Raw genomic sequence first — 18,376 nt, forward strand, 5'->3', positions numbered from 1 at the left:
CCCTCCTGTGTCAGCGTTTTCATGCCGCTGCCCGCTCAGATCGCCTCGCCGCTGCGCTCCATGGCGGCGAGTTCATCGCGCCGGGGCAGCCCCTCCATATCGCCGATCACCTGCACCTGACGCGCGCCGATCAGATTGGCGCGGTGCAGGGCGGCGGGCAGTCGAGCCTCCAGAGGGCGCTGACGATGCCCACGGCGAAACCGTCACCCGCCCCTACGGTATCCACGACCTGGGTCACCGGGGTGCCGGCGACGCTGCCTTCATGCTCGCGAGTGCGGAAGTAGCTGCCCTCGGGGCCGAGCTTGATCACCACCGCCTGGGCGCCGCTGTCGAGATAGACCCCGGCGATGTCATGGGCGCTGTCGCGCCCGGTGAGCAGCCGTCCCTCGGCGAGCCCGGGCATCACGATGTCGGCCTTGGCCGCCAGCGCGTTGAGCGTCTGCTTCATCTCCGCCTCACTGGACCACAGGCTGGGGCGCAGGTTGGGATCGAAGGAGATCGACAGCCCCGCGGCGCGGGCGCGGCTGAGCAGCTCGAACGAGAGCTCGCGGGTGGTGGCGGAGAGCGCCGGGGGAATGCCGGTGGCGTGCAGATGGCGAGCGGTCTCCAGCGCCACCTCGCGGCAGTCGTCGAGGCACAGATGGCTGGCGGCGCTGCCGCGGCGGACATACTCCACGTGGGGGTCGGCGCCACCCTCGGCGCGCGCCTTGAACAGCAGCCCGGTGGCGTGCGCTGGGTCCTCGATCAGATGGCGGCAGTCGAGGCCCTCGGCTTCCAGTGCTCGGCGCAGGAAGTTGCCGTTGTGGTCGCGCCCGACCCGGGAGAGCCAGCGTACGTCGAAGCCCAGCCGGGCCAGGCCGATGGCGACATTGGTGTCGGCGCCGGCGGTGCGCCGGTGAAATTGACCGACGGTATCCAGCGGCCCGGCCTCGTCGGCCACGAACATCGCCATGGCTTCGCCGAAGGTGAGAACATCGAAAGCGGGTGCAGCGGACATGATATCTCCTGGAAAACGGGCGGCGATCAGCGTGCGGCCGCCTTGCGTTGATATTGTTGTTGGCGGCGGTCGAGCGACTCCACCAGGCGCTGGCGCTGCTCATCGTCGATCACTTCGTCGCCATCGATACCCAACTGGGCGGCGAGATCGGCGCCGTCGATCACCTGCACCTCGCGGTCGCTGCCCAGATGCTGGGTCTCGTCGTCGATGGTCCAGCCCGGCAGCACCAGCACGCCTTTCACCGGCACGTTCAACTGGGTGTGGCGCGTCAGCCACTGGCGCAGCCACACCGTGGCCATGCGCACCTTGCGCAGCATGCTGCGCTGGCTGCCATCGGGAAAGCGCAGCCGCTCGGACTCCACCGCCACGACCTGATTCGGGTTGCCCTCCAGATCGAGGGGGAAATCCCGCGCCATGGTCTGGATCACGAACACCCCCTGGGGGGTGACCAGCACGTTGTCGATGCTGTAGCTGTCGGCGGGGAAGTCGTGGAACACGAAGAAGGGCTTGGCCACCGGACGGATCAGGTGGTCCAGCGCCTGACCGATCGCCAGCTCCGAGGCCAGGCTGCGGGTGAGCCGGCGCACCCGCTGCACATCGCGCAGGATCAGAAAACCGAACAGCATCGCCAGCAAGGTGCTGAACGCGCCGTAGAGCGACCATTCGAGCCAGCTCTGCTCGTCGGCGAACAGCATGCGCCCCATGCCGTAGACCAGCGGCATGAGGGTCAGAGTCGGCGCCAGCGCGGCATCGAGAAAGAACGCCACCCGGGCGCGCTCGAGGCGGTCGCGATGGAGCTGGGCGATCTCGCGGATCGGCTTGCCGTCGTGAGGTGAGCGCAGGCCGACGTTCTGCAGGTCCCGCAGGGTGATCGCCACCAGTGCGGCCGCCCCCAGCGGGGCGAGAAAGATCAGCGGTAGCAGGTACTCCAACCAGGCCATGGGCAGATGTCCTTGCGGCGGCGGCGAAAACGCCATTCTAGCCGAGGTCGAGCAGGCTCTGCGATGCCGCGCTATGCGCGACCTCGAGGCGGTCACGGCCGGCACCCTTGGCCGCATAGAGCGCCTGGTCGGCCTGCAGCAGCCACTGTTCGTGGCTGGTCATGTGCGGCGCCTTGGCGGCGACGCCGATGCTGCAGGTGGGCATGCGCGCCAGTGGCGCCGGTGGCGTGTGTCGGCGCAGGCGCTGCTGGAAGGCACGCAGCGCCCCCTCGGCCTGCGCCAGGGTGGTTGACGGCATCAGGATGCCGAACTCCTCGCCGCCGTAGCGCCCGAGCAGGAAATGCGCCGGCAGCGACCGACGCAGTAGCGTGGCCAGTTCGCGCAGCGTTTCATCCCCCACGCCATGGCCGTGCTCGTCGTTGATGTGCTTGAACAAGTCGATATCGATCAGCGCGATCACCGCGGGCGACTCGCTGATCTGTTCGGCGGCGATCTGTGCCTCCCAGAAACGGCGGTTGTAAAGCCCGGTCAGGCCGTCGGTACGACTCAGATCGGTCAGGTTACGCTTCTGCTGGCTGAGCTGACGCGCCTGCAGGTAGGTGATATAGCCGATCGCCAGGGGGTAGGCGATCAGCATCGGCAGACTGCACAGCAACACCCCGGTGGTGGGGACGATCGGCGGCGCGCCGGGCGCGATCAGCCACATGCCGAACAGGCTGCCCAGCGCCAGCAGCCCGATACCGCGCAACAGCAGGCGGGTGCCACCGACGGCGATGTTGTTCAGACTGATCATGGTCAGCACGATGATCGTCGGCAGCAGATTGAAGTGCATGGCGGCGAGCCAGAAGCCGCCCAGCAGGCTGTCGATACCGAGGTTCTGGCGTTCGGCGTGGTAGGGTGAAGCGTGCCACTTGGCGCGCCAGTAGGCGAGATGCGACCAGCCGGCGATCTGCAGCGCCCACAGCGCCCAGACCCACCACGGGGTCGCCAGCGCCAGCAGCGCACCACCGATGCACAGGCCCCCTGCAGCCAGTCCCAGGGTGCGCGGCGGATAGATCCGCCTTGCCAGGCGCAGGCCGCGCAGGCGCTGTTCGATCAAGGGGTCGAGAAGGATATTGGGCATCGGGCAGCCGTGCTGCGTCTCCGCGGGACACAGTCTATTAGGAGTCGGGTGGCTCCCTTTCTATCATCGATCGAGGGCAAAAAGCATGTGCGACACGTCGGCGGCGGGCGTCGAGGCGCTGTGCGCTTTCCTCGTCCGTTACCCGGAGCTATTCGTACTCACCGGCGCGGGGGTGAGCACCGCCAGCGGTATTCCGGACTACCGCGATGCCAGCGGGGCGTGGAAGCGGCCGCCGCCGGTCAGCCATCAGGCGTTCATGGCCAGCCGGGCGGTGCGCCAGCGATACTGGGCGCGCAGCCTGGTCGGGTTCCGTGCCCTCGCCACGGCGCGGCCGGGGGAGGCGCATCGCGCACTGGCAGCGCTGGAGGCCGGGGGCGGTATCTCGCAGCTGGTGACTCAGAACGTCGATGGCCTGCATCAGCGTGCCGGTTCGCGGCGGGTGATCGACCTTCACGGTCAGGCCGATTTGGTGGTGTGCATGCACTGCGGCGCGACGCTGATGCGCCATGCGCTGCACGACGCGCTGGCGCGGCGCAATCCGCGTTGGCTCGACCTGCCGGCGGCGGTGGCCCCGGATGGTGATGCCGATCTCGAGGGCGTCGATTTCACGGATTTTGTGCTACCCGACTGCCAGCGCTGTGGCATCGGCATTCTCAAGCCGGATGTGGTGTTCTTCGGCGACAACGTGCCCAAGGCGCGGGTGCAGGCTGCCTTCGACGCCCTCGAACGGGCGCCGGCCATGCTGGTGGTGGGGTCGTCGCTGATGGTCTATTCGGGCTACCGCTTCGCCCGTCACGCCGCGCGGTTGGGCAAGCCGATCGCCTGCCTCAACCTGGGGCGGACGCGCGCCGATGCGCTCTACGCGCTCAAGGTCAGCGCGCCGATCGGCCCCACACTGGTCGCTGCGACGGCGGCCATGAGGCTGCCCGCGGCCGCGCTCAGCGGCGAGTCGGCGGGGCCATGAACTCGGGCCCGACCGGGTCCTTGATGTGCTCGGCGAGCAGCGCATCGATGTCGGCCAGATCGCGGTCGCTCAGCTGCCAGCCGCTGATGTCGCCGACCGGGTCGACCTGGGCCGGCTTGCGCGCGCCCCACAGCGCCACGATGTTGGGCGAACGGTCGAGAATCCAGCGCACCGCCAGGGCCAGCACCGATTTGTCGTGACGCTCGCGGGCCAGTGCCTCGAGGTCCTTCACCGCGGCCAGGTACTGTGCGAAGCGCGGCGACTGGAACTTGGGATCCTTGTTGCGCAGGTCGTCGTCAGAGAAGGTGGAGTCGCTGTGCATCTTGCCGCTGAGCAGGCCGCGGCAGAGCGCGCCATAGGTAAGCAGGGTCAGATCGTTGTCTTCGGCGTAGGGCAGGATCTGCTCGTCGATATCGCGTTCGAACAGGTTGTAAGGGGGCTGCAGCGTATGCAGCGGTGCGACCTCGCGGAAGGTCTCGCACTGCTCGGGGGAGAAGTTACTGACCCCGATGGCGCGGATCTTGCCCGCCTGATGAAAGCGCGCCATCGCCTCGGCGGTTTCGGCGATCTCCACCAGCGGATCGGGCCAGTGGATCTGGTAGATGTCGATGGTGTCGGTCTGGAGACGGCGCAGCGAATCGTCGAGCTCCTTTTCCAGCCGTTTGGCGGTGGCGTTGCGGGCCAGGCTGTCGTCGTCGTACCACTCCAGCCCCGCCTTGGTCGCCAGTACCAGCCGCTCGCGCTGGCCGCTCTCGGCAACCGCCTTGCCCACCACCTCCTCGGAGTGGCCGAAGCCGTAGGCCGGGGCGGTATCGATCAGCGTAATGCCCTGATCGATGGCGGCGTGAATGGTGCGGATGGCATTGGGGTCGTCGGTGCCGCCCCACATGCGCCCGCCCATGGCCCAGGTGCCCAGGCCCACGCGGGACATTTCGATATCGGTACCGGGTAGCTTACGCGTTTCCATGCTCGTCTCCGTCGAGGAATGACAGTCGAATCAGCGTGGTCGGTTTTCGCTCGGGCATCAAGCCAGTGGCGGTGTCACCCATGGTATCGCCGCGGCCATGATCGGCCCGTGGTGCCGCCGCCGCCGGGGTGAGCGCTTCAGGATAAGGGCTTCAGGGTGAGGGCTTAGGGGGCCGAGGGGGCGAGCGCGTCGGCCCCGGTGGGCACCACGGGAATGTCGGGCTCCGCCGGATCGTGGCGACCGAATACCGCCACCGGTGTCTGGCTCAGGTAAATGATGCGCCCATGGCTGCGAATCTGGGCGCTGAGCTGGTAGATATCGTCACGCGCAATGGCATCGGGCAGATACTGCAGCGTGACCGGCAGCGGTAACTGGCCGAGCTGCTCGTAACGGCTGCTGGCCACCACGTCGCCGTGGGTGACGTCTTCGAGCTGCACTTCCAGGGTGGCACCGGCGGGCAGGGTGACCGGGTTCTCGGAGACCACCCGGGCAGCGAGGGTCTCGAACTGCGGACCCCCGGCGCAGCCGGCGAGCGCGGCGACGGCGAGCAGGGCGGCGGCCAGACGGACGCGGCGCGAGAGGGTGGGCAACGGCATGGAAAGCGATCTCCTGACGGGGCGAACGAACGGCTTGCGTTGAGACAGGCGCGGCGGCGATAAATTCCTCAGCCGCCGGCCAGCTTGACCGTATACCCACGGGTTTCGAGTTCGGTTTTGAGCACCTCGCGGTGGTCGCCCTGGATCTCGATCACGCCCGCCTTGAGCGCGCCGCCGGTGCCACAGCGCTTCTTCAATGCCTTGGCCAGCGCCTTGAGTTCCTCTTGGGCGAGGGGGACGCCTTCGATCGTGGTCACGCCCTTGCCCTTGCGGCCGCTGGTTTCGCGGCGGATACGCACGACCCCGTCGAGCGCGGCAAGACGCTCGGCCTCGGCGTCGGCCTGACAGCGACACTCGGCGAGCGCCTGGCGGCACGCGGGGCAGGTCTCACCGTGCTCGGTGGAGTAGACCAGACCGCGCAACTGATCCTGTAGGGAGGGCATGACGGGCTCCGCTGCAATGGCTGATGCGCCATGATAGCGCGCTCGGCGGGGCGCGGACGAGCGGCCCGCGGCCCCGCCGGGAGATCGGGCCGCCATCAGGCGTGGTTGGCGGCGAGCATCGGCAGCAGTCGCTCGACGGTGCCAGGCAGCTCACGCATGTGGCCGATGGCGATGGCGCCCGTTGGTGTGGCTTCGCGCTCGGGGAAGCGGTTGATGTGTATCACCCGCATGCCGGCGGCCAGCGCGGCGCGCACGCCGACCTGGGCATCATCGATCACCACGCAGTGAGCCGGATCGAATCCCATGTCGCGGCCGGCGTGCAGGAACAGGCCGGGGTCCGGCTTCCAACTGCCTACGCTGTAGGCACTGTAGATATGATCGCCGAAGAAGCCGCGCAGTCCGGTGCTGTCGAGCGCGCGGCGGATCTTGTGCTCGGGGCCGTTGGAGGCGACGCAGCGCGGCAGCCCGCCCAGCGCATCGAGGGCACCGGCGGCGCCCTCGATCGGCGCGAGTTCGGTAGCCATGCGCTCGTTCATCTCGCGGCGCATGTCGCGCTCCGTCTCTTCGCGCAGCGTGGGGTCGATCTCGCCATAGGCGCGTTCGAGATGCGCCACGATGCTGGCGAAACGTGCGCCGCGAAAGTCGTTCATGTAATCGAGGGGGCGAAAGGGAAGGCCTGCCTGGGTGAGGTACTTGGCCATGATCTCGGCCAGCAGCGGTTCGCTGTCGACCAGGGTGCCGTCGCAATCGAAGAGCAAGCAGAGCGGGTCGGGCATGATGGGTCGCCTCGAGGGCGCTGTCAGTGAAAGGGGTGACCGGCGGCCTTGGCCGGCGAGTCGTTGGCCGTTGCGCCAGTATCCCGGTTATCGGCGCCGTGACCTCATTGTTGAGATAAGGTTACGGAACACTGTTTTCAATGACGCCTGCCAACTTTAGTCGCCGTGCTTCGGCTTGACAAGACGGCGCGCCCCGCGGAGCGAGAATTGCACACTTTTTGACCGATGACGCCGGCCCGAGCGAATCGCATTATCGCCTTCAGCACCGCCCCGTGGTGCTGTCGTGGTTCGCGCCCTGTCTGGCGTTCAGCCGAGCCGCTCGGGCCAGACTTCGGGGTTGAACGGGCTGAGCGGGCGTTTGCCCTCCAGTGCCAGCAGCAGATTGTCGACGGCGCGCTGGGCCATGGCGGTACGTGTCTCGTGGGTGGCGGAGCCGATGTGCGGCAGGGCGACCACGTTGGCCATGCGCGGTAGCGGCGAGTCGGCCGGCAGCGGCTCCTGCGCGAACACGTCGAGACCGGCGCCGCGAATCTCGCCACGTTCGAGGGCATCGATCATCGCGGCTTCGTCGACCACCTCGCCGCGGGCCAGGTTGATGAAGATCGCGCTCGACTTCATACGCGCGAACTCGGCCGCGCCGATCAGGTGCCGGGTGTCGGCGTTGAGCGGCACGATCGCACAGACGAAGTCGGCCTCGCGCAGCAGCTCGTCCAGCTCGCAGTGGCGTGCTCCCAGCGCCTGCTCCAGTGCCGGTTTGGGCGAGGCCTTGGCGTAGAGCACGCGCATGCCGAAGCCCAGCGCGCCGCGGCGGGCGATCGCCTGGCCGATCCGGCCGAAGCCGATCATGCCCAGGGTCTTGCCATGCACGTCGGTGCCGAACTGCTCGGCGCCGATACTCGCCTGCCACTCGCCGCGTTTGACGTACTCGGCCAGCTCCACCACCCGCCGGGCATCGCCATGATCAGCGCGAGCCGGTGTCGGCGGTGGTCTCGGTGAGCACGTCCGGGTGTGGCTGAGCAGGATACCGCGCCGGGTCAGCTCTTCGACCGGATAGCTGTCCACGCCCACCGAGATGCTCGAGATGGTCTCGAGATTCGGCGCCGTCGTCAGCAGCTCGGACGTGATCTTCACCCCCGCGCCGATCAGCCCGTGGACCTGGCCCAGCGCCTCACGAAATGCCGGGTCGTCGGCGGAGGCGAGCTTGCCGAAGTAATCGACCTGATAGCGCTCGCGGAGCTGGTCGAGCTGCTGCTCGTCGAGACGGCGATAGGCCAGGATTCGCTTACGCATGGAACTCTCCGTTGGGTGGCATGGACCGGCTGACCCAGCCTTACGTGGCCGGTGCAAGACGCCAAGACCGCGGCGGCACGACGCTGAGCGCGGGCATGGACTTCACTGATGATCACCGCATCATGGCGAGTCGGCCTGCGTAAAGTCCAGACCGCTGACGCTGATTCCGACGGCGCAGGTTATCGTGCCCGTGGCGCTTGGTTGCGCCGGGGTTGCTGTTATCATCGACTTTCATGGGTGTTACAGGGTTCGTCACAGGGGTCGGCATCGGCTATGACCCAGGGGCGGGGCTGTCGCGTGTGTTCGAGAGCTGAGGAGTGGCTATGCAAGCGGATGTGGTGGTGCTGGGCGCCGGCATGATCGGGGTGTCGACCGCGCTGCAGTTGCAGCGGCGTGGGCGCAACGTGGTGCTGGTGGATCGCCGGGCCCCCGGGGAGGAGACCTCCTACGGTAATGCCGGCCTGATCCAGCGCGAGGCGGTGGAGCCCTATCCCTTCCCGCACGACAGCCGCATGATCTTCAAGGTCGCGCGCAAGGGCGGCATCGACGTCAACTACCACCCCTCGGCGCTGCCGCATCTGGCCTCGCCGCTGGCGCAGTACTGGTGGTGGTCCTCGCCGTCGCGTTACGCCCAGGTGGCGCGTGAGTACAGCCGGCTGATCGCCCACTGTCTGAGCGAGCACGACAGCCTGATCACCGAGGCCGGCGCCGAGGCGCTGGTGCGCAAGAGCGGTTGGCGCACCGCCTACCGAAGCCAGGCGGCGCTGGAGAAGGGGTTGGCCAACGCCGAGCGGCTGGCTCAGGAGTACGGGGTCGAGCATGCACCGGTCAGCGGCGACGAGCTGGCGCGGCTGGAACCCGGGCTGACCCAGCGCATGGCGGGGGCGGTGCACTGGACCCAGCCGTGGTCGGTGCGCGACCCCGGCGCGCTGGTGGCGAGCTACGCCAGCCTGTTCCAGGCCCGTGGTGGCGCCTTCGTCAGCGGCGACGCCGCGACCCTCGAGCGCCAGAGCGCCGGCTGGCGCGTGACCACCAGCGAAGGCCCGGTCGAGGCCGCCGAAGCGGTGGTGGCGCTGGGCCCCTGGTCCGACGAACTGCTGCGGCGTTTCGGCTACCACCTGCCGCTGTTCGTCAAACGTGGCTACCACCGCCACTACGTCATGCCGACGCCGCTGAGCATGGCAATGCTGGATGCCGAGAACGGCATCATGCTGGCGCCGATGAATCGCGGTCTGCGTATCACCACCGGCGCCGAATTCGCGCGTCTCGACGCCCGCGCCACGCCGCTGCAGTCGAGCAAGGCCGAGAAGGTCGCACGCGAGCTGCTGGCGATCGGCGATGCGGTCGAGCAGACCCCGTGGCTCGGCGCGCGGCCGTGCACGCCGGACATGAAACCGGTGATCGGCCCGGCACCCAAGCATGACGGGCTCTGGTTCCATTTCGGCCATGCCCATCAGGGCTTCACCCTGGGGCCGGCGTCGGGGCGGCTGCTGGCGGAGATGATGTGCGGCGAGACGCCCTATATCGAGCCGGCGCCCTATTCGGCCAAGCGCTTCTGAGAGGGTGTTTACAAAATGCCTGCGCTCGACAATACGGCGTTGAAATCGACCTCACTGAACGAAGTTCAGAACGTCCGAAGGACGGCCCGAAGGGCGAGCGGAGCGAGTAAAGTACTCATTTACCCCACGTAAACTCCGTTTTTTCGGTCGATTTCGCCTTGTCTTGCCTTCGCTCGTCGAATTTGTAGACACCCTCTGAGCGGGCGCGTCAGTTATCGGCACTGCAGGCTTCGAGCCCCAGGGCGTGCATCACGCGTTGGCGTGATGCCGCCTCGCGCCGGGCATAGAGCGAAAGCTCGTCGATGACCTCTGCCCCCAGCGCCTGCTCGAAGTCGTCACGATTGGCGTGGCCGGCGTAGCCGTCGCTGCGCGCATCGCCGAGGTTGGACTGGAAGATGCCGGCCGCACTCACCGGCAGGAAATCCTCGTAGGTGATCGGCTGGGCGCTGACCCAGCCGCGGGCGATTGCCGCTTCCAGGTCCACTGTGGCCAGATCCACGGCTGCCAGGTCCGCCGTGTCCCCACCACCGCTGCCTCTCTGACCGCCTCGCCTGCCGGGGTCAGGCGGTAATCGAAGTAGGCCAGGCCGTGGCGACGTAGCTGAGCAGCATCATCGGGAAACGCCGAGAAGACGTCGTCGAGCACCTGCTGGTGGGCGGCGTTGTCGAGGCCCTGGCTGCGCTCGCGGGCGTCTGCCAGCAGGCGGTCGTAGCGCTCGCGGCCGGCCGGTGTCAGCGCCATGCCGCGCTGCTCGATCTCACCGAAGCGCGCGCTGTGCGAGCCCTGCTGGCGGTCGGCGAAACGAATCTCCTCCTCCAGCGCCTTGAAGCTGGTCTGACGCAGCAGAATCGGACAGGCGCGCCGGGGTGGACCCTCGATCACCGCCTTGGGGGTGATACCGGCCTGCGGCATGCGCCGCTGAACCGCGTCGATGTCGAGGGTGCGCGGGGTCAGGTGATTGATATGCGGGCCGCGGAAGCAGACCACGTCGGCGATCAGCCGGTGCTGGTCGTGCAGGGCGCAGTAGGTGGGCCAGTCCACGGTCGCCTCGCGGTGCCAGCGGAAGGTCTCCAGCGCGGCGGCGACGAAGCGCTCGGCGTCCTCTTCGTTCAGCCCGCCCTGGTCTTCGTGGCGCTCGATCAGCGCCAGCGCCTCCGGGGTGAAGATCTGGCGTGACGCAAGGATGTCTGCGGCGCGATCGCGCAGCTGGGCATCCTCGATCAGCTCCAGGCGCAGCAGCGAGGTGAAGACGCGGAACGGGTTGCGCGCCAGCGCGGCATCGTCCACCGGGCGGAAGGCGGTGGAGTGAACCGGAACCCCCGCCGCGGAGAGATCGTAGTAGCCCACCGGCTGCATGCCCATCACCGCGAACAGCCGGCGTAGCCCGGCCAGCTCCGCTGCCGTGCCCACGCGAATGGCGCCGTGGCGCTCGACGCCGAGGCGCGCCAGGTCATCGTGGGCCTCGAGTCTGGCGGCCAGCTCGGGGTCGCCGGCGAGGGTCTCGCGATTGACGGTCTCGACCAGCGCCAGGAGCGTGCCGTACTGGGGGACTTCTGTCTGATACATCGCCGACATGGCGCGCGAGAAGCGGTCGCGGATCGCATCGGGGGAGAGAAACGAGGGCATGGCAAGTCTCCTGCGTATGAGGGGCGTCAAAAAGGGGCGCGTCGCGGCGCGTCAGGGGGTGGCGGGGGCGAAGACATGGACGCGACGCGCTCAGGCGCGCAGCGTGGCCAGGGCCTCGCCGAGCCGCGCCAGGCCCTCATCGAGAATCTCGGGTTCGCTGGTCAGTGGGGGCAGCAGGCGCAGCACGTTGCGCTTGCGCCCGCTGGGCATCAGTAGCAGGCCGCGCTCGCGCGCTGCGTGAGCAGCGCGCTCAGGTGCTCGGCCCCGCTGGCGTTGGGGGTGTCGTCGAGCACGATGCCGCGCATCGCGCCGATGCCGGTGAGGGCGCCGACCATGGGGTAGCGGCCGCTGGCCTGCCACTCGCGGTGGTGAGCCAGCACGCGGGACTCGACCGCCTGCGACCAGCGCGCCAGATTGGCGTCGCTCATCTCCGCGATCACCGCCAGGGCCGCGGCACAGGCCAGGGCGTTGCCCGAGTAGGTACCGCCCAGCCCGCCCCGGGGCAGCGCGTTCATTACCGCCTCGCGCCCGGCGACGGCGGCCAGCGGCAGCCCCGCGGCCATGCTCTTGCCCATTAGCAGCAGGTCGGGCTCGACCTCCAGATGCGAGAACGCGAAGCGTGCCCCGGTGCGCCCGAAGCCGGACTGGATCTCGTCGAAGATCAGCACGATGCCCAGCGCCTGACAGCGCGCTTGGAGCTGGCGGGCGAAGTTGGGGCAGAGCCGGCGGAAGCCGCCTTCGCCCTGGACCGGCTCGACGATGATCGCGGCGACTTCCTCGGCGTCGACCTCGACCGAGAACAGCCGTTCCAGCGCGGCCAGGGCGGTGGCGGCGTCGACCCCACTGTCCGGCCCCGGAAACGGCAGGTGATACACCGGGCCGGGCAGACTGCCGAGACGCTGCTTGTAGGGGGCGACCTTGCCGCCGAGGTTGAGTGCCGCCAGGGTGCGCCCGTGGAAGGCGTCGTCGAAGGCGATCACCGCCGTGCGGTCAGTGCGCGCACGGGCGAGCTTGAGCGCGTTCTCGGTCGCCTCGGCGCCGCTGTTGGTGAGCATGCAGCTGAGCGGATAGCTGACCGGCACGAAGGTATCGAGTGCCTGGGCCAGATCGAGATAGCCGCGGTGGGGCAGGGCGTTGAAGGCCGAGTGGGTCAGCTTGCCGAGTTGCGCCTGGATGGCGGCCTGGACGCGTGGGTGGCCGTGCCCCAGGTTGAGCACGCCGATCCCGGCGACGAAGTCGATATAGCGCTGGCCCTGCTCGTCCCAGACCTCGGCGTTGGCGCCGCGCTCCAGACAGATCGGGTGCACCACCCCGAGGGCGTGGCTGACGTGGGGAAACTCCATGGGCGGCTACCTGCGGTGGCGACGATGACGGTTCGGGGTCATCAAAGCAGCCCGGCAGGCGGCGCTTCAAACGAAAAAAAGCCGCGGTATCATTCCAAAAATTCTGGATTCGCCCAGCGTACATCGACTCAGCGCGGGGCGGGCGCCTAGCGCTCAGTTGGCGCGGACTCTTGAACCGGACCCAGCGTGGGGCGGTCGCGATGTTCGCGCATCCAGTCGAGAAAGCCGCGCACCTTGGCCACCTCACCCTTGTGTTCGGGATAGGCGAGGTAATAGGCATCGCGGCTCGCAAGCGCGTGGGGCCAGGCCTGCACCAGCAGCCCCTGATCGAGCTCCTCGGCGGCGAGCACCCGCGGCACCAGCGCTACCCCGCAGCCTACCCGCGCCGCGCGCAGCAGCATCTCGAAGGTATCGAAGCGCGGCCCGTGGTAGCTGTGCTGGGTGTAGAGCTTCTGATCGGCGAACCAGGCGTGCCACGCCTCCGGGCGCGAGTCGCTCTGCAGCAGCACCTGACCGGTGAGCGCGAGCGGGGTCGTCGAAGCCGCCGGTGGGCACCAGCGAGGGCGCGCATACCGCCACCATCTCCTCGTCGAGCATATGGATGCACTCCGCCTTGGCCACACGCCGCGGCCGTAGAAGAAGGCGGCGTCGACCCGCTCCTGTTCGAGGTCGAACGCGCTGCGTGCGGATACCGATGTTGAGATAGACGCTGGGTTGCCGCAGGCGGAAGCCATTGAGACGCGGCACCAGCCAGCGTGCGCCGAAGGTCGGCAGGGTGGTGACGTTGAGCACCTCGCTCTCGCCGCCGTAGGACTGCATGTAGCGAGTCGACATCTCCACCTGGGCCAGCACCTTGCGTACCTCGGTGAGATAGGCGACCCCTCCGGGGTGACCTGCAGCCGGCGTCGCACGCGGCGGAACAGCGGATGTTCGAGAATCGCCTCGAGCTGGGCGACCTGCTTGCTCACCGCGCTCTGGGTCAGGCTCAGCTCGTCGGCGGCGCGGGTAAAGCTCAAATGGCGTGCCGCAGCCTCGAAGCACTGCATGGCGGTGAGGGTGGGGAGATGACGGCGATTCATGGCAGCCTGCTGACAGGAAAAAAAGGAATGACGTCGGTATAAAACGTCGTTTGTGGCGCGTCAATGGCCGGCGCAATACTGCCGCGACACCTTTTTCGTTCCGGCAGCAGGAGAACAACATGATCGACGAGATCCTCGGACGCCTCGGCGTAGCGACTTCGGCCTACCGCGACGGCGACTACGTGGTCACCTCGCCCACCGACGGCGGCGAGCTGGGCCGGGTCAGCAACGAGTCGGCGGCAGCGGTGACCGCGCGTATCGACCGCGCCGAGCGTGCCTTCGTTGCCTGGCGTCAGGTGCCGGCGCCGCGGCGCGGCGAGCTGGTGAGGCTGTTCGGCGAGCAGTTACGCCGGCACAAGGAGGATCTCGGGGCGCTGGTCAGCTGGAGTGCGGCAAGATTTTCAGGAGGGGCTGGGCGAGGTCCAGGAGATGATCGATATCTGCGATCTCGCCGTGGGCCAGTCGCGCCAGCTCTACGGCCTGACCATCGCCTCCGAGCGCCCCGGCCATCACATGCGCGAGAGCTGGCATCCGCTGGGGCCGATCGGCCTGATCACCGCCTTCAACTTTCCGGTCGCGCCCTGGGCCTGGAACGCTGCGCTGGCGTTGGTGTGCGGCAACAGTCTGCTGTGGAAGCCCTCCGAGAAGACCCCGCTGTGTGCGCTCGCCTGCCAGGCGCTGCTGGAGCGCGCCATGGCCGACTTCGGCGACGACGCCCCGGCGGATCTGAGCCAGGTGATCATCGGCGAGCGCGAGGCCGGTGAAGTCCTCACCGACGACCCGCGGGTGCCGTTGATCAGCGCCACCGGCAGCACGCGCATGGGCCGCGAGGTCGCGCCCCGGGTCGCCGCGCGCTTCGGCCGCAGCATTCTCGAGCTGGGCGGCAACAACGCCATGATCCTGGCGCCCAGTGCCGATCTCGACATGGCCGTGCGCGGCATCCTGTTCTCGGCAGTCGGCACCGCAGGCCAGCGCTGCACCACCCTGCGTCGTCTGATCGTCCACGAGTCAGTGCGTGACGAAGTGGTCGAGCGGATCAAGAAGGCCTACGCCAACGTCACCATCGGCGACCCGATGCAGGGCAACCTGGTCGGCCCGCTGATCGACGCCCAGGCCTTCGACCAGATGCAGTCGGTGCTGGAGAAGGCGCGCCAGCAGGGGGCCAAGGTGTTCGGCGGCGAGCGCCAACTGGCCGAGACCTACCCCCATGGCTACTACGTCTCGCCGGCGATCGTCGAGGTCGCCGAGCAGGACGAGCTGGTCAGGCACGAGACCTTCGCGCCGATCCTCTACGTGCTCAGTTATCGCGACTTCGATCAGGCCCTGGCGCTCAACAACGACGTGCCGCAGGGGCTGTCGTCGTGCATCTTCACCACCGATGTGCGCGAGGCCGAAGCCTTCGTTTCCGATCAGGGCAGCGATTGCGGTATCGCCAACGTCAATATCGGGCCGAGCGGTGCCGAGATCGGCGGCGCCTTCGGCGGCGAGAAGGAGACCGGCGGCGGGCGTGAGTCCGGTTCCGACGTGTGGAAGAGTTACATGCGCCGTCAGACCAATACCGTCAACTATTCGCGCGAGCTGCCGCTGGCCCAGGGCATCAAGTTCGACTGACGCCTTGCCGGAGCGCACCCCGCGCTTCGGCACCCTTTCCCGTATCTCTCCAACGCGCTCCCCGACCCGTGCGCCAATAACAACTCCGGGAGAATGTCGATGAGTGACAACGTTCGCGTGGGCGCCATTCCCAGCCTGCCGCTGGCGCTGGCGCCGCTACTGCTCACCGTGGCACTGCTGATGACGCAGTTCTTCGTCTTCGGCGACTTCACGCCCCACATTCCGCTCGCCTGCGGCATCCTGATCTGTGCCTTCTTCGCGCGCCTGCGTGGCATCGCCTGGACGCGCATGGAGGCGTCGATGCTCAAGGTGATCAAGCTCGGCCTGCCGGCGATCCTGATCCTGCTCGCGGTGGGCATGCTGATCGGTACCTGGATTCTCGCGGGAACGGTGCCGACGCTGATCTACTACGGCATCAATCTGGTGTCGCCGGGCTGGTTTCTGGTCGCCACCTGTCTGATCAGCTCGCTGATCTCGCTCGCCGTGGGCACCTCCTGGGGCACGGTGGGCACCGTCGGTCTGGCGCTGATGGGCATCGGCCATGGCCTGGGTATTCCGGTCTATCTGACCGCGGGTGCGCTGGTCTCCGGGGCCTTCTTCGGTGACAAGATGTCGCCGCTCTCCGATACCACCAATCTCACCCCGGCGGTCTGCGAGACCGACCTGTGGACCCATATCAAGAGCATGATGGCGACCACGGTGCCGGCAATGACGCTGGCGCTGCTGGCCTATGCCTGGCTCGGTTCCGGCTACGCCGATCAGCTGATCGACGTCGGCGGCATCGATGCCCTGCGCCGCACGCTGGCCGAGCACTTCACCCTGAGCTGGATCACGCTGATCCCGCCGGTGGTGGTGATCTCGCTGTCGATGGCCCGGTTTCCGCCGTTCCCCACCATCTTCGGCGGTGCCGCGCTGGGTGGCGTGATCGCGATCCTGCTCCAGGGCAGCGATGTGCAGGCGGTGTTCGACGTGATGCAGAACGGCTACGTCGCGGACACCGGCAGCGCGGCGATGGATACGCTGCTCTCCAAGGGGGGCGCGATGTCGATGACCTGGGTGGTGACCCTGACGCTGTTCGCACTCGGTTTCACCGGGATGCTCGAAGCCTACGGCACCATCGACGCGATCATGCTGCACCTGGCCAAGCTGATGCGGGGCGCTTCAGCATGGTGCTGACCAGCTCGGTCACCACCGCATCGGTGGGCACCGTGGTTGGCGACGTCTATACCACCCTGGTGCTGCCGGGGCGGCTACTGCACGGGCAGTATAAGCAGATGGGCTACCGCACTTCGGTGCTGTCGCGCACCATCGAAGACAACGGCACGCTGCTGTCGCCGCTGATCCCGTGGAACATGGGCGGCAGTTTCGTCGCCGCCACCACCGGCGTGCCCACGCTGCTCTATGCGCCGTTCGCCTTTGCCTGCTGGCTGTCGCCGCTGTTCGGCCTGCTGTGGGCGCTGCTCGGCCGCTTTGTCCCGCGGGAGTCCGCGCCAGCGCGCCAGGCCACTCAGGCGGGCCGGGTATCGTCGTCGTCCGGGAGTACGGCGCCGGCTGAGGCCTGAGCGGGCAAGGCGCGATCGGTGGCGGTCGTGAGGGAAAACGGGGCATGGCCAGCGTGACAGTGGCCGTGTCCTCGTGAGTCAGGCGGAAAGCAGCGAGCGACAAGCGTTCAGGCGAGGAGCGGTCATGCAAGAGCAATGTCTATGGACCCAGGGGGCGCAGGAGCCGGCGCCCGTCACCGAGACGCTGGATGGCGCGCTGCGTACCCGCGTGTGCGTCGTCGGCGGTGGGATCACCGGCCTCTCCACCGCGCTGCATCTGAGCGCCAGCGGCACCGAGGTCTGCGTGCTGGAGGCGGGAGACATCCCCACCGGGGGCTCCGGGCGCAATGTGGGGCTGGTCAACGCCGGCCTGTGGGTGCCGCCGGACGATATCGTCAAGGCGCTCGGCGAGGCCGACGGCGAGCGCGCCAACCGGGTGCTCGGCGGGGCCCCGGCCAAGGTGTTCGCGCTGATCGAACGCCATGGTATCCAGTGTCATCCTACGCGCACCGGGACCCTGCACCTGGGCCACAACGCCAAGGGCTGCGAGGAGCTGGCCCGCCGGCGCGACCAGCTCGTCGCACGCGGGGCACCGGTCGAACTGATCGAGGGCGAGGCGTGCGAGCGGCTCACCGGGACCCGTCGCATTCGCGCCGCGCTGTGCGACCGCCGTGCCGGTACGCTCAACCCTGCCGAGTATACCCGCGGGCTGGCGCGTGCCGCCCAGACCCAGGGCGCGGCTGTTCACCCACAGCCCGGTGACGGGCATCCAGCGTGAAGGCGACGGCTGGCGCCTGAGCACCCCCCGCGGCAGTGTCGTCGCCGACCGCGTGGTGCTCGCCACCAACGCCTACGCCCAGGACAGCTGGAACCAGGCGCGCCAGCACTTCTTCGCCGGCTACTATATGCAGGTCGCCTCGCGCCCACTCTCAGGGGCGGCGGCGGATGCCATCCTGCCCGAGCGCCAGGGCGCCTGGGATACCCGCACGGTGCTCTCGAGCATCCGCCGCGACGCCGCCGGGCGGCTGGTACTGGGCAGCCTGGGGCGCGGCGAAGGGCGGCCGCGGGCCTATCTGAAACGCTGGGCCGACCGCATCGCCGGCCACTATTTCCCCGAGCTGGGCCCGGTCGAGTGGGAGTGCACCTGGAGCGGCCGTGTCGCCTTCACCCCGGACCACACCCTGCGTCTGTTCGAGCCGCTGCCGGGGATCGTCGCCGCCTGTGGCTACAACGGCCGCGGCGTCACCACCGGCACGGTCGTGGGCGAGGGCTTTGCCGAGTATCTCAGCCGCGGCGACGACAGCCTGCTGCCGCTGCCGCTCAAGTCCTATCGCGCCATACGCGGGCGCGGACTCTGGAGCGCCGCCTACGAAAGCGGCTTCTCGCTCTATCACCTGGGGCAGTGCCTGCGTCTGGTGAACTGAGAGGGTGTTTACAAATTCGACGAGCGAAGGTGAGACAAGGCGAAATCGGCCGAAAAGAGGACCGGGCTGGCGTCCCAGTTTACGTGGTGTAAATGA

General features: G+C 68.2%; 15 protein-coding genes and 3 pseudogenes. 7 read left to right on the forward strand and 11 right to left on the reverse strand.

The genetic code is table 11. From position 1 onward, the window contains the following. Positions 1-130: 130 nt before the first annotated feature. Genes CN538_RS09660 through CN538_RS09670 form a run of 3 tightly spaced genes read right to left on the reverse strand, consistent with a single transcriptional unit; the run spans position 131 to position 3,061 of the window. Entirely contained in the window at positions 131-997 is an 867-nt protein-coding gene (locus CN538_RS09660; RefSeq protein WP_277985139.1) for a sugar kinase, read from the reverse strand. Positions 998-1,023: 26 nt separating this feature from the next. Beyond that, positions 1,024-1,938: a nuclease-related domain-containing protein gene (locus CN538_RS09665; RefSeq protein WP_242495728.1), complete on the reverse strand. Its 915-nt coding sequence runs from the start codon at positions 1,936-1,938 to the stop codon at positions 1,024-1,026. Positions 1,939-1,975: 37 nt separating this feature from the next. Continuing rightward, on the reverse strand, positions 1,976-3,061 hold the full coding sequence (locus CN538_RS09670) for a diguanylate cyclase (protein WP_106419291.1): 1,086 nt from the start codon (positions 3,059-3,061) through the stop codon (positions 1,976-1,978). A gap of 85 nt (positions 3,062-3,146) precedes the next feature. On the opposite strand from CN538_RS09670, the gene CN538_RS09675 reads away from it, so the two are divergent. Beyond that, on the forward strand, positions 3,147-4,025 hold the full coding sequence (locus tag CN538_RS09675) for an NAD-dependent protein deacetylase (protein WP_106419292.1): 879 nt from the start codon (positions 3,147-3,149) through the stop codon (positions 4,023-4,025). Here CN538_RS09675 and CN538_RS09680 read toward each other — a convergent pair. The 5 genes from CN538_RS09680 to CN538_RS09700 all read right to left on the reverse strand — a co-directional run bounded on the left by CN538_RS09680 (position 4,000) and on the right by CN538_RS09700 (position 8,097). Beyond that, on the reverse strand, positions 4,000-4,992 hold the full coding sequence (locus CN538_RS09680) for an aldo/keto reductase (RefSeq protein ID WP_106419293.1): 993 nt from the start codon (positions 4,990-4,992) through the stop codon (positions 4,000-4,002). The two genes, CN538_RS09675 and CN538_RS09680, sit on opposite strands and share 26 nt — an antisense overlap. Before the next feature lie 164 nt (positions 4,993-5,156). Beyond that, the gene (locus CN538_RS09685; protein WP_106419294.1) at positions 5,157-5,588 is read right to left on the reverse strand and encodes a YbaY family lipoprotein; all 432 of its coding nucleotides are present in this window, start codon (positions 5,586-5,588) and stop codon (positions 5,157-5,159) included. 68 nt (positions 5,589-5,656) lie between these two features. Next, positions 5,657-6,031 carry a translation initiation factor Sui1 gene (locus CN538_RS09690; protein ID WP_106419295.1) on the reverse strand — a complete coding sequence of 125 codons (375 nt, stop codon included), beginning with the start codon at positions 6,029-6,031 and terminating at the stop codon, positions 5,657-5,659. 95 nt (positions 6,032-6,126) lie between these two features. Then, complete coding sequence (locus CN538_RS09695) at positions 6,127-6,807, reverse strand: HAD family hydrolase (protein WP_106419296.1); 681 nt, start codon at positions 6,805-6,807, stop codon at positions 6,127-6,129. A gap of 306 nt (positions 6,808-7,113) precedes the next feature. Further along, positions 7,114-8,097, reverse strand: a complete 984-nt coding sequence (locus CN538_RS09700; protein ID WP_242495729.1) for a 2-hydroxyacid dehydrogenase — start codon at positions 8,095-8,097, stop codon at positions 7,114-7,116. Positions 8,098-8,420: 323 nt separating this feature from the next. On the opposite strand from CN538_RS09700, the gene CN538_RS09705 reads away from it, so the two are divergent. Next, positions 8,421-9,656, forward strand: a complete 1,236-nt coding sequence (locus CN538_RS09705) for an NAD(P)/FAD-dependent oxidoreductase (protein ID WP_106419297.1) — start codon at positions 8,421-8,423, stop codon at positions 9,654-9,656. A gap of 208 nt (positions 9,657-9,864) precedes the next feature. Here CN538_RS09705 and hglS read toward each other — a convergent pair. From hglS to CN538_RS09720, 3 genes and pseudogenes are all read right to left on the reverse strand, one after another. After that, a pseudogene (gene hglS / locus CN538_RS09710) lies at positions 9,865-11,282 on the reverse strand (2-oxoadipate dioxygenase/decarboxylase HglS). Positions 11,283-11,491: 209 nt separating this feature from the next. Then, positions 11,492-12,625, reverse strand: a complete 1,134-nt coding sequence (locus CN538_RS09715) for an aspartate aminotransferase family protein (RefSeq protein WP_242495732.1) — start codon at positions 12,623-12,625, stop codon at positions 11,492-11,494. Positions 12,626-12,771: 146 nt separating this feature from the next. Next, complete coding sequence (locus CN538_RS09720) at positions 12,772-13,704, reverse strand: LysR family transcriptional regulator (protein WP_242495733.1); 933 nt, start codon at positions 13,702-13,704, stop codon at positions 12,772-12,774. Positions 13,705-13,823: 119 nt separating this feature from the next. Between CN538_RS09720 and CN538_RS26220 the strand changes: the two are divergent. From CN538_RS26220 to amaA, 5 genes and pseudogenes are all read left to right on the forward strand, one after another. Further along, positions 13,824-14,030, forward strand: a pseudogene (locus CN538_RS26220) (aldehyde dehydrogenase family protein); the annotation flags it as partial. 61 nt (positions 14,031-14,091) lie between these two features. Continuing rightward, on the forward strand, positions 14,092-15,315 hold the full coding sequence (locus tag CN538_RS09725; protein WP_422917565.1) for an aldehyde dehydrogenase family protein: 1,224 nt from the start codon (positions 14,092-14,094) through the stop codon (positions 15,313-15,315). 99 nt (positions 15,316-15,414) lie between these two features. Further along, positions 15,415-16,491: a Na+/H+ antiporter NhaC family protein gene (locus CN538_RS09730; protein ID WP_207233720.1), complete on the forward strand. Its 1,077-nt coding sequence runs from the start codon at positions 15,415-15,417 to the stop codon at positions 16,489-16,491. Further along, on the forward strand, positions 16,482-16,877 hold the full coding sequence (locus CN538_RS24345; RefSeq protein ID WP_207233721.1) for a Na+/H+ antiporter NhaC family protein: 396 nt from the start codon (positions 16,482-16,484) through the stop codon (positions 16,875-16,877). The genes CN538_RS09730 and CN538_RS24345 overlap by 10 nt, the downstream gene beginning before the upstream one ends. A 124-nt stretch (positions 16,878-17,001) precedes the next feature. Beyond that, positions 17,002-18,280: pseudogene (gene amaA / locus CN538_RS09735) on the forward strand (L-pipecolate oxidase). The last annotated feature ends 96 nt before the right edge of the window (positions 18,281-18,376 follow it).

This window comes from Salinicola tamaricis (assembly GCF_003006155.1).
GTDB lineage: Bacteria > Pseudomonadota > Gammaproteobacteria > Pseudomonadales > Halomonadaceae > Salinicola > Salinicola tamaricis.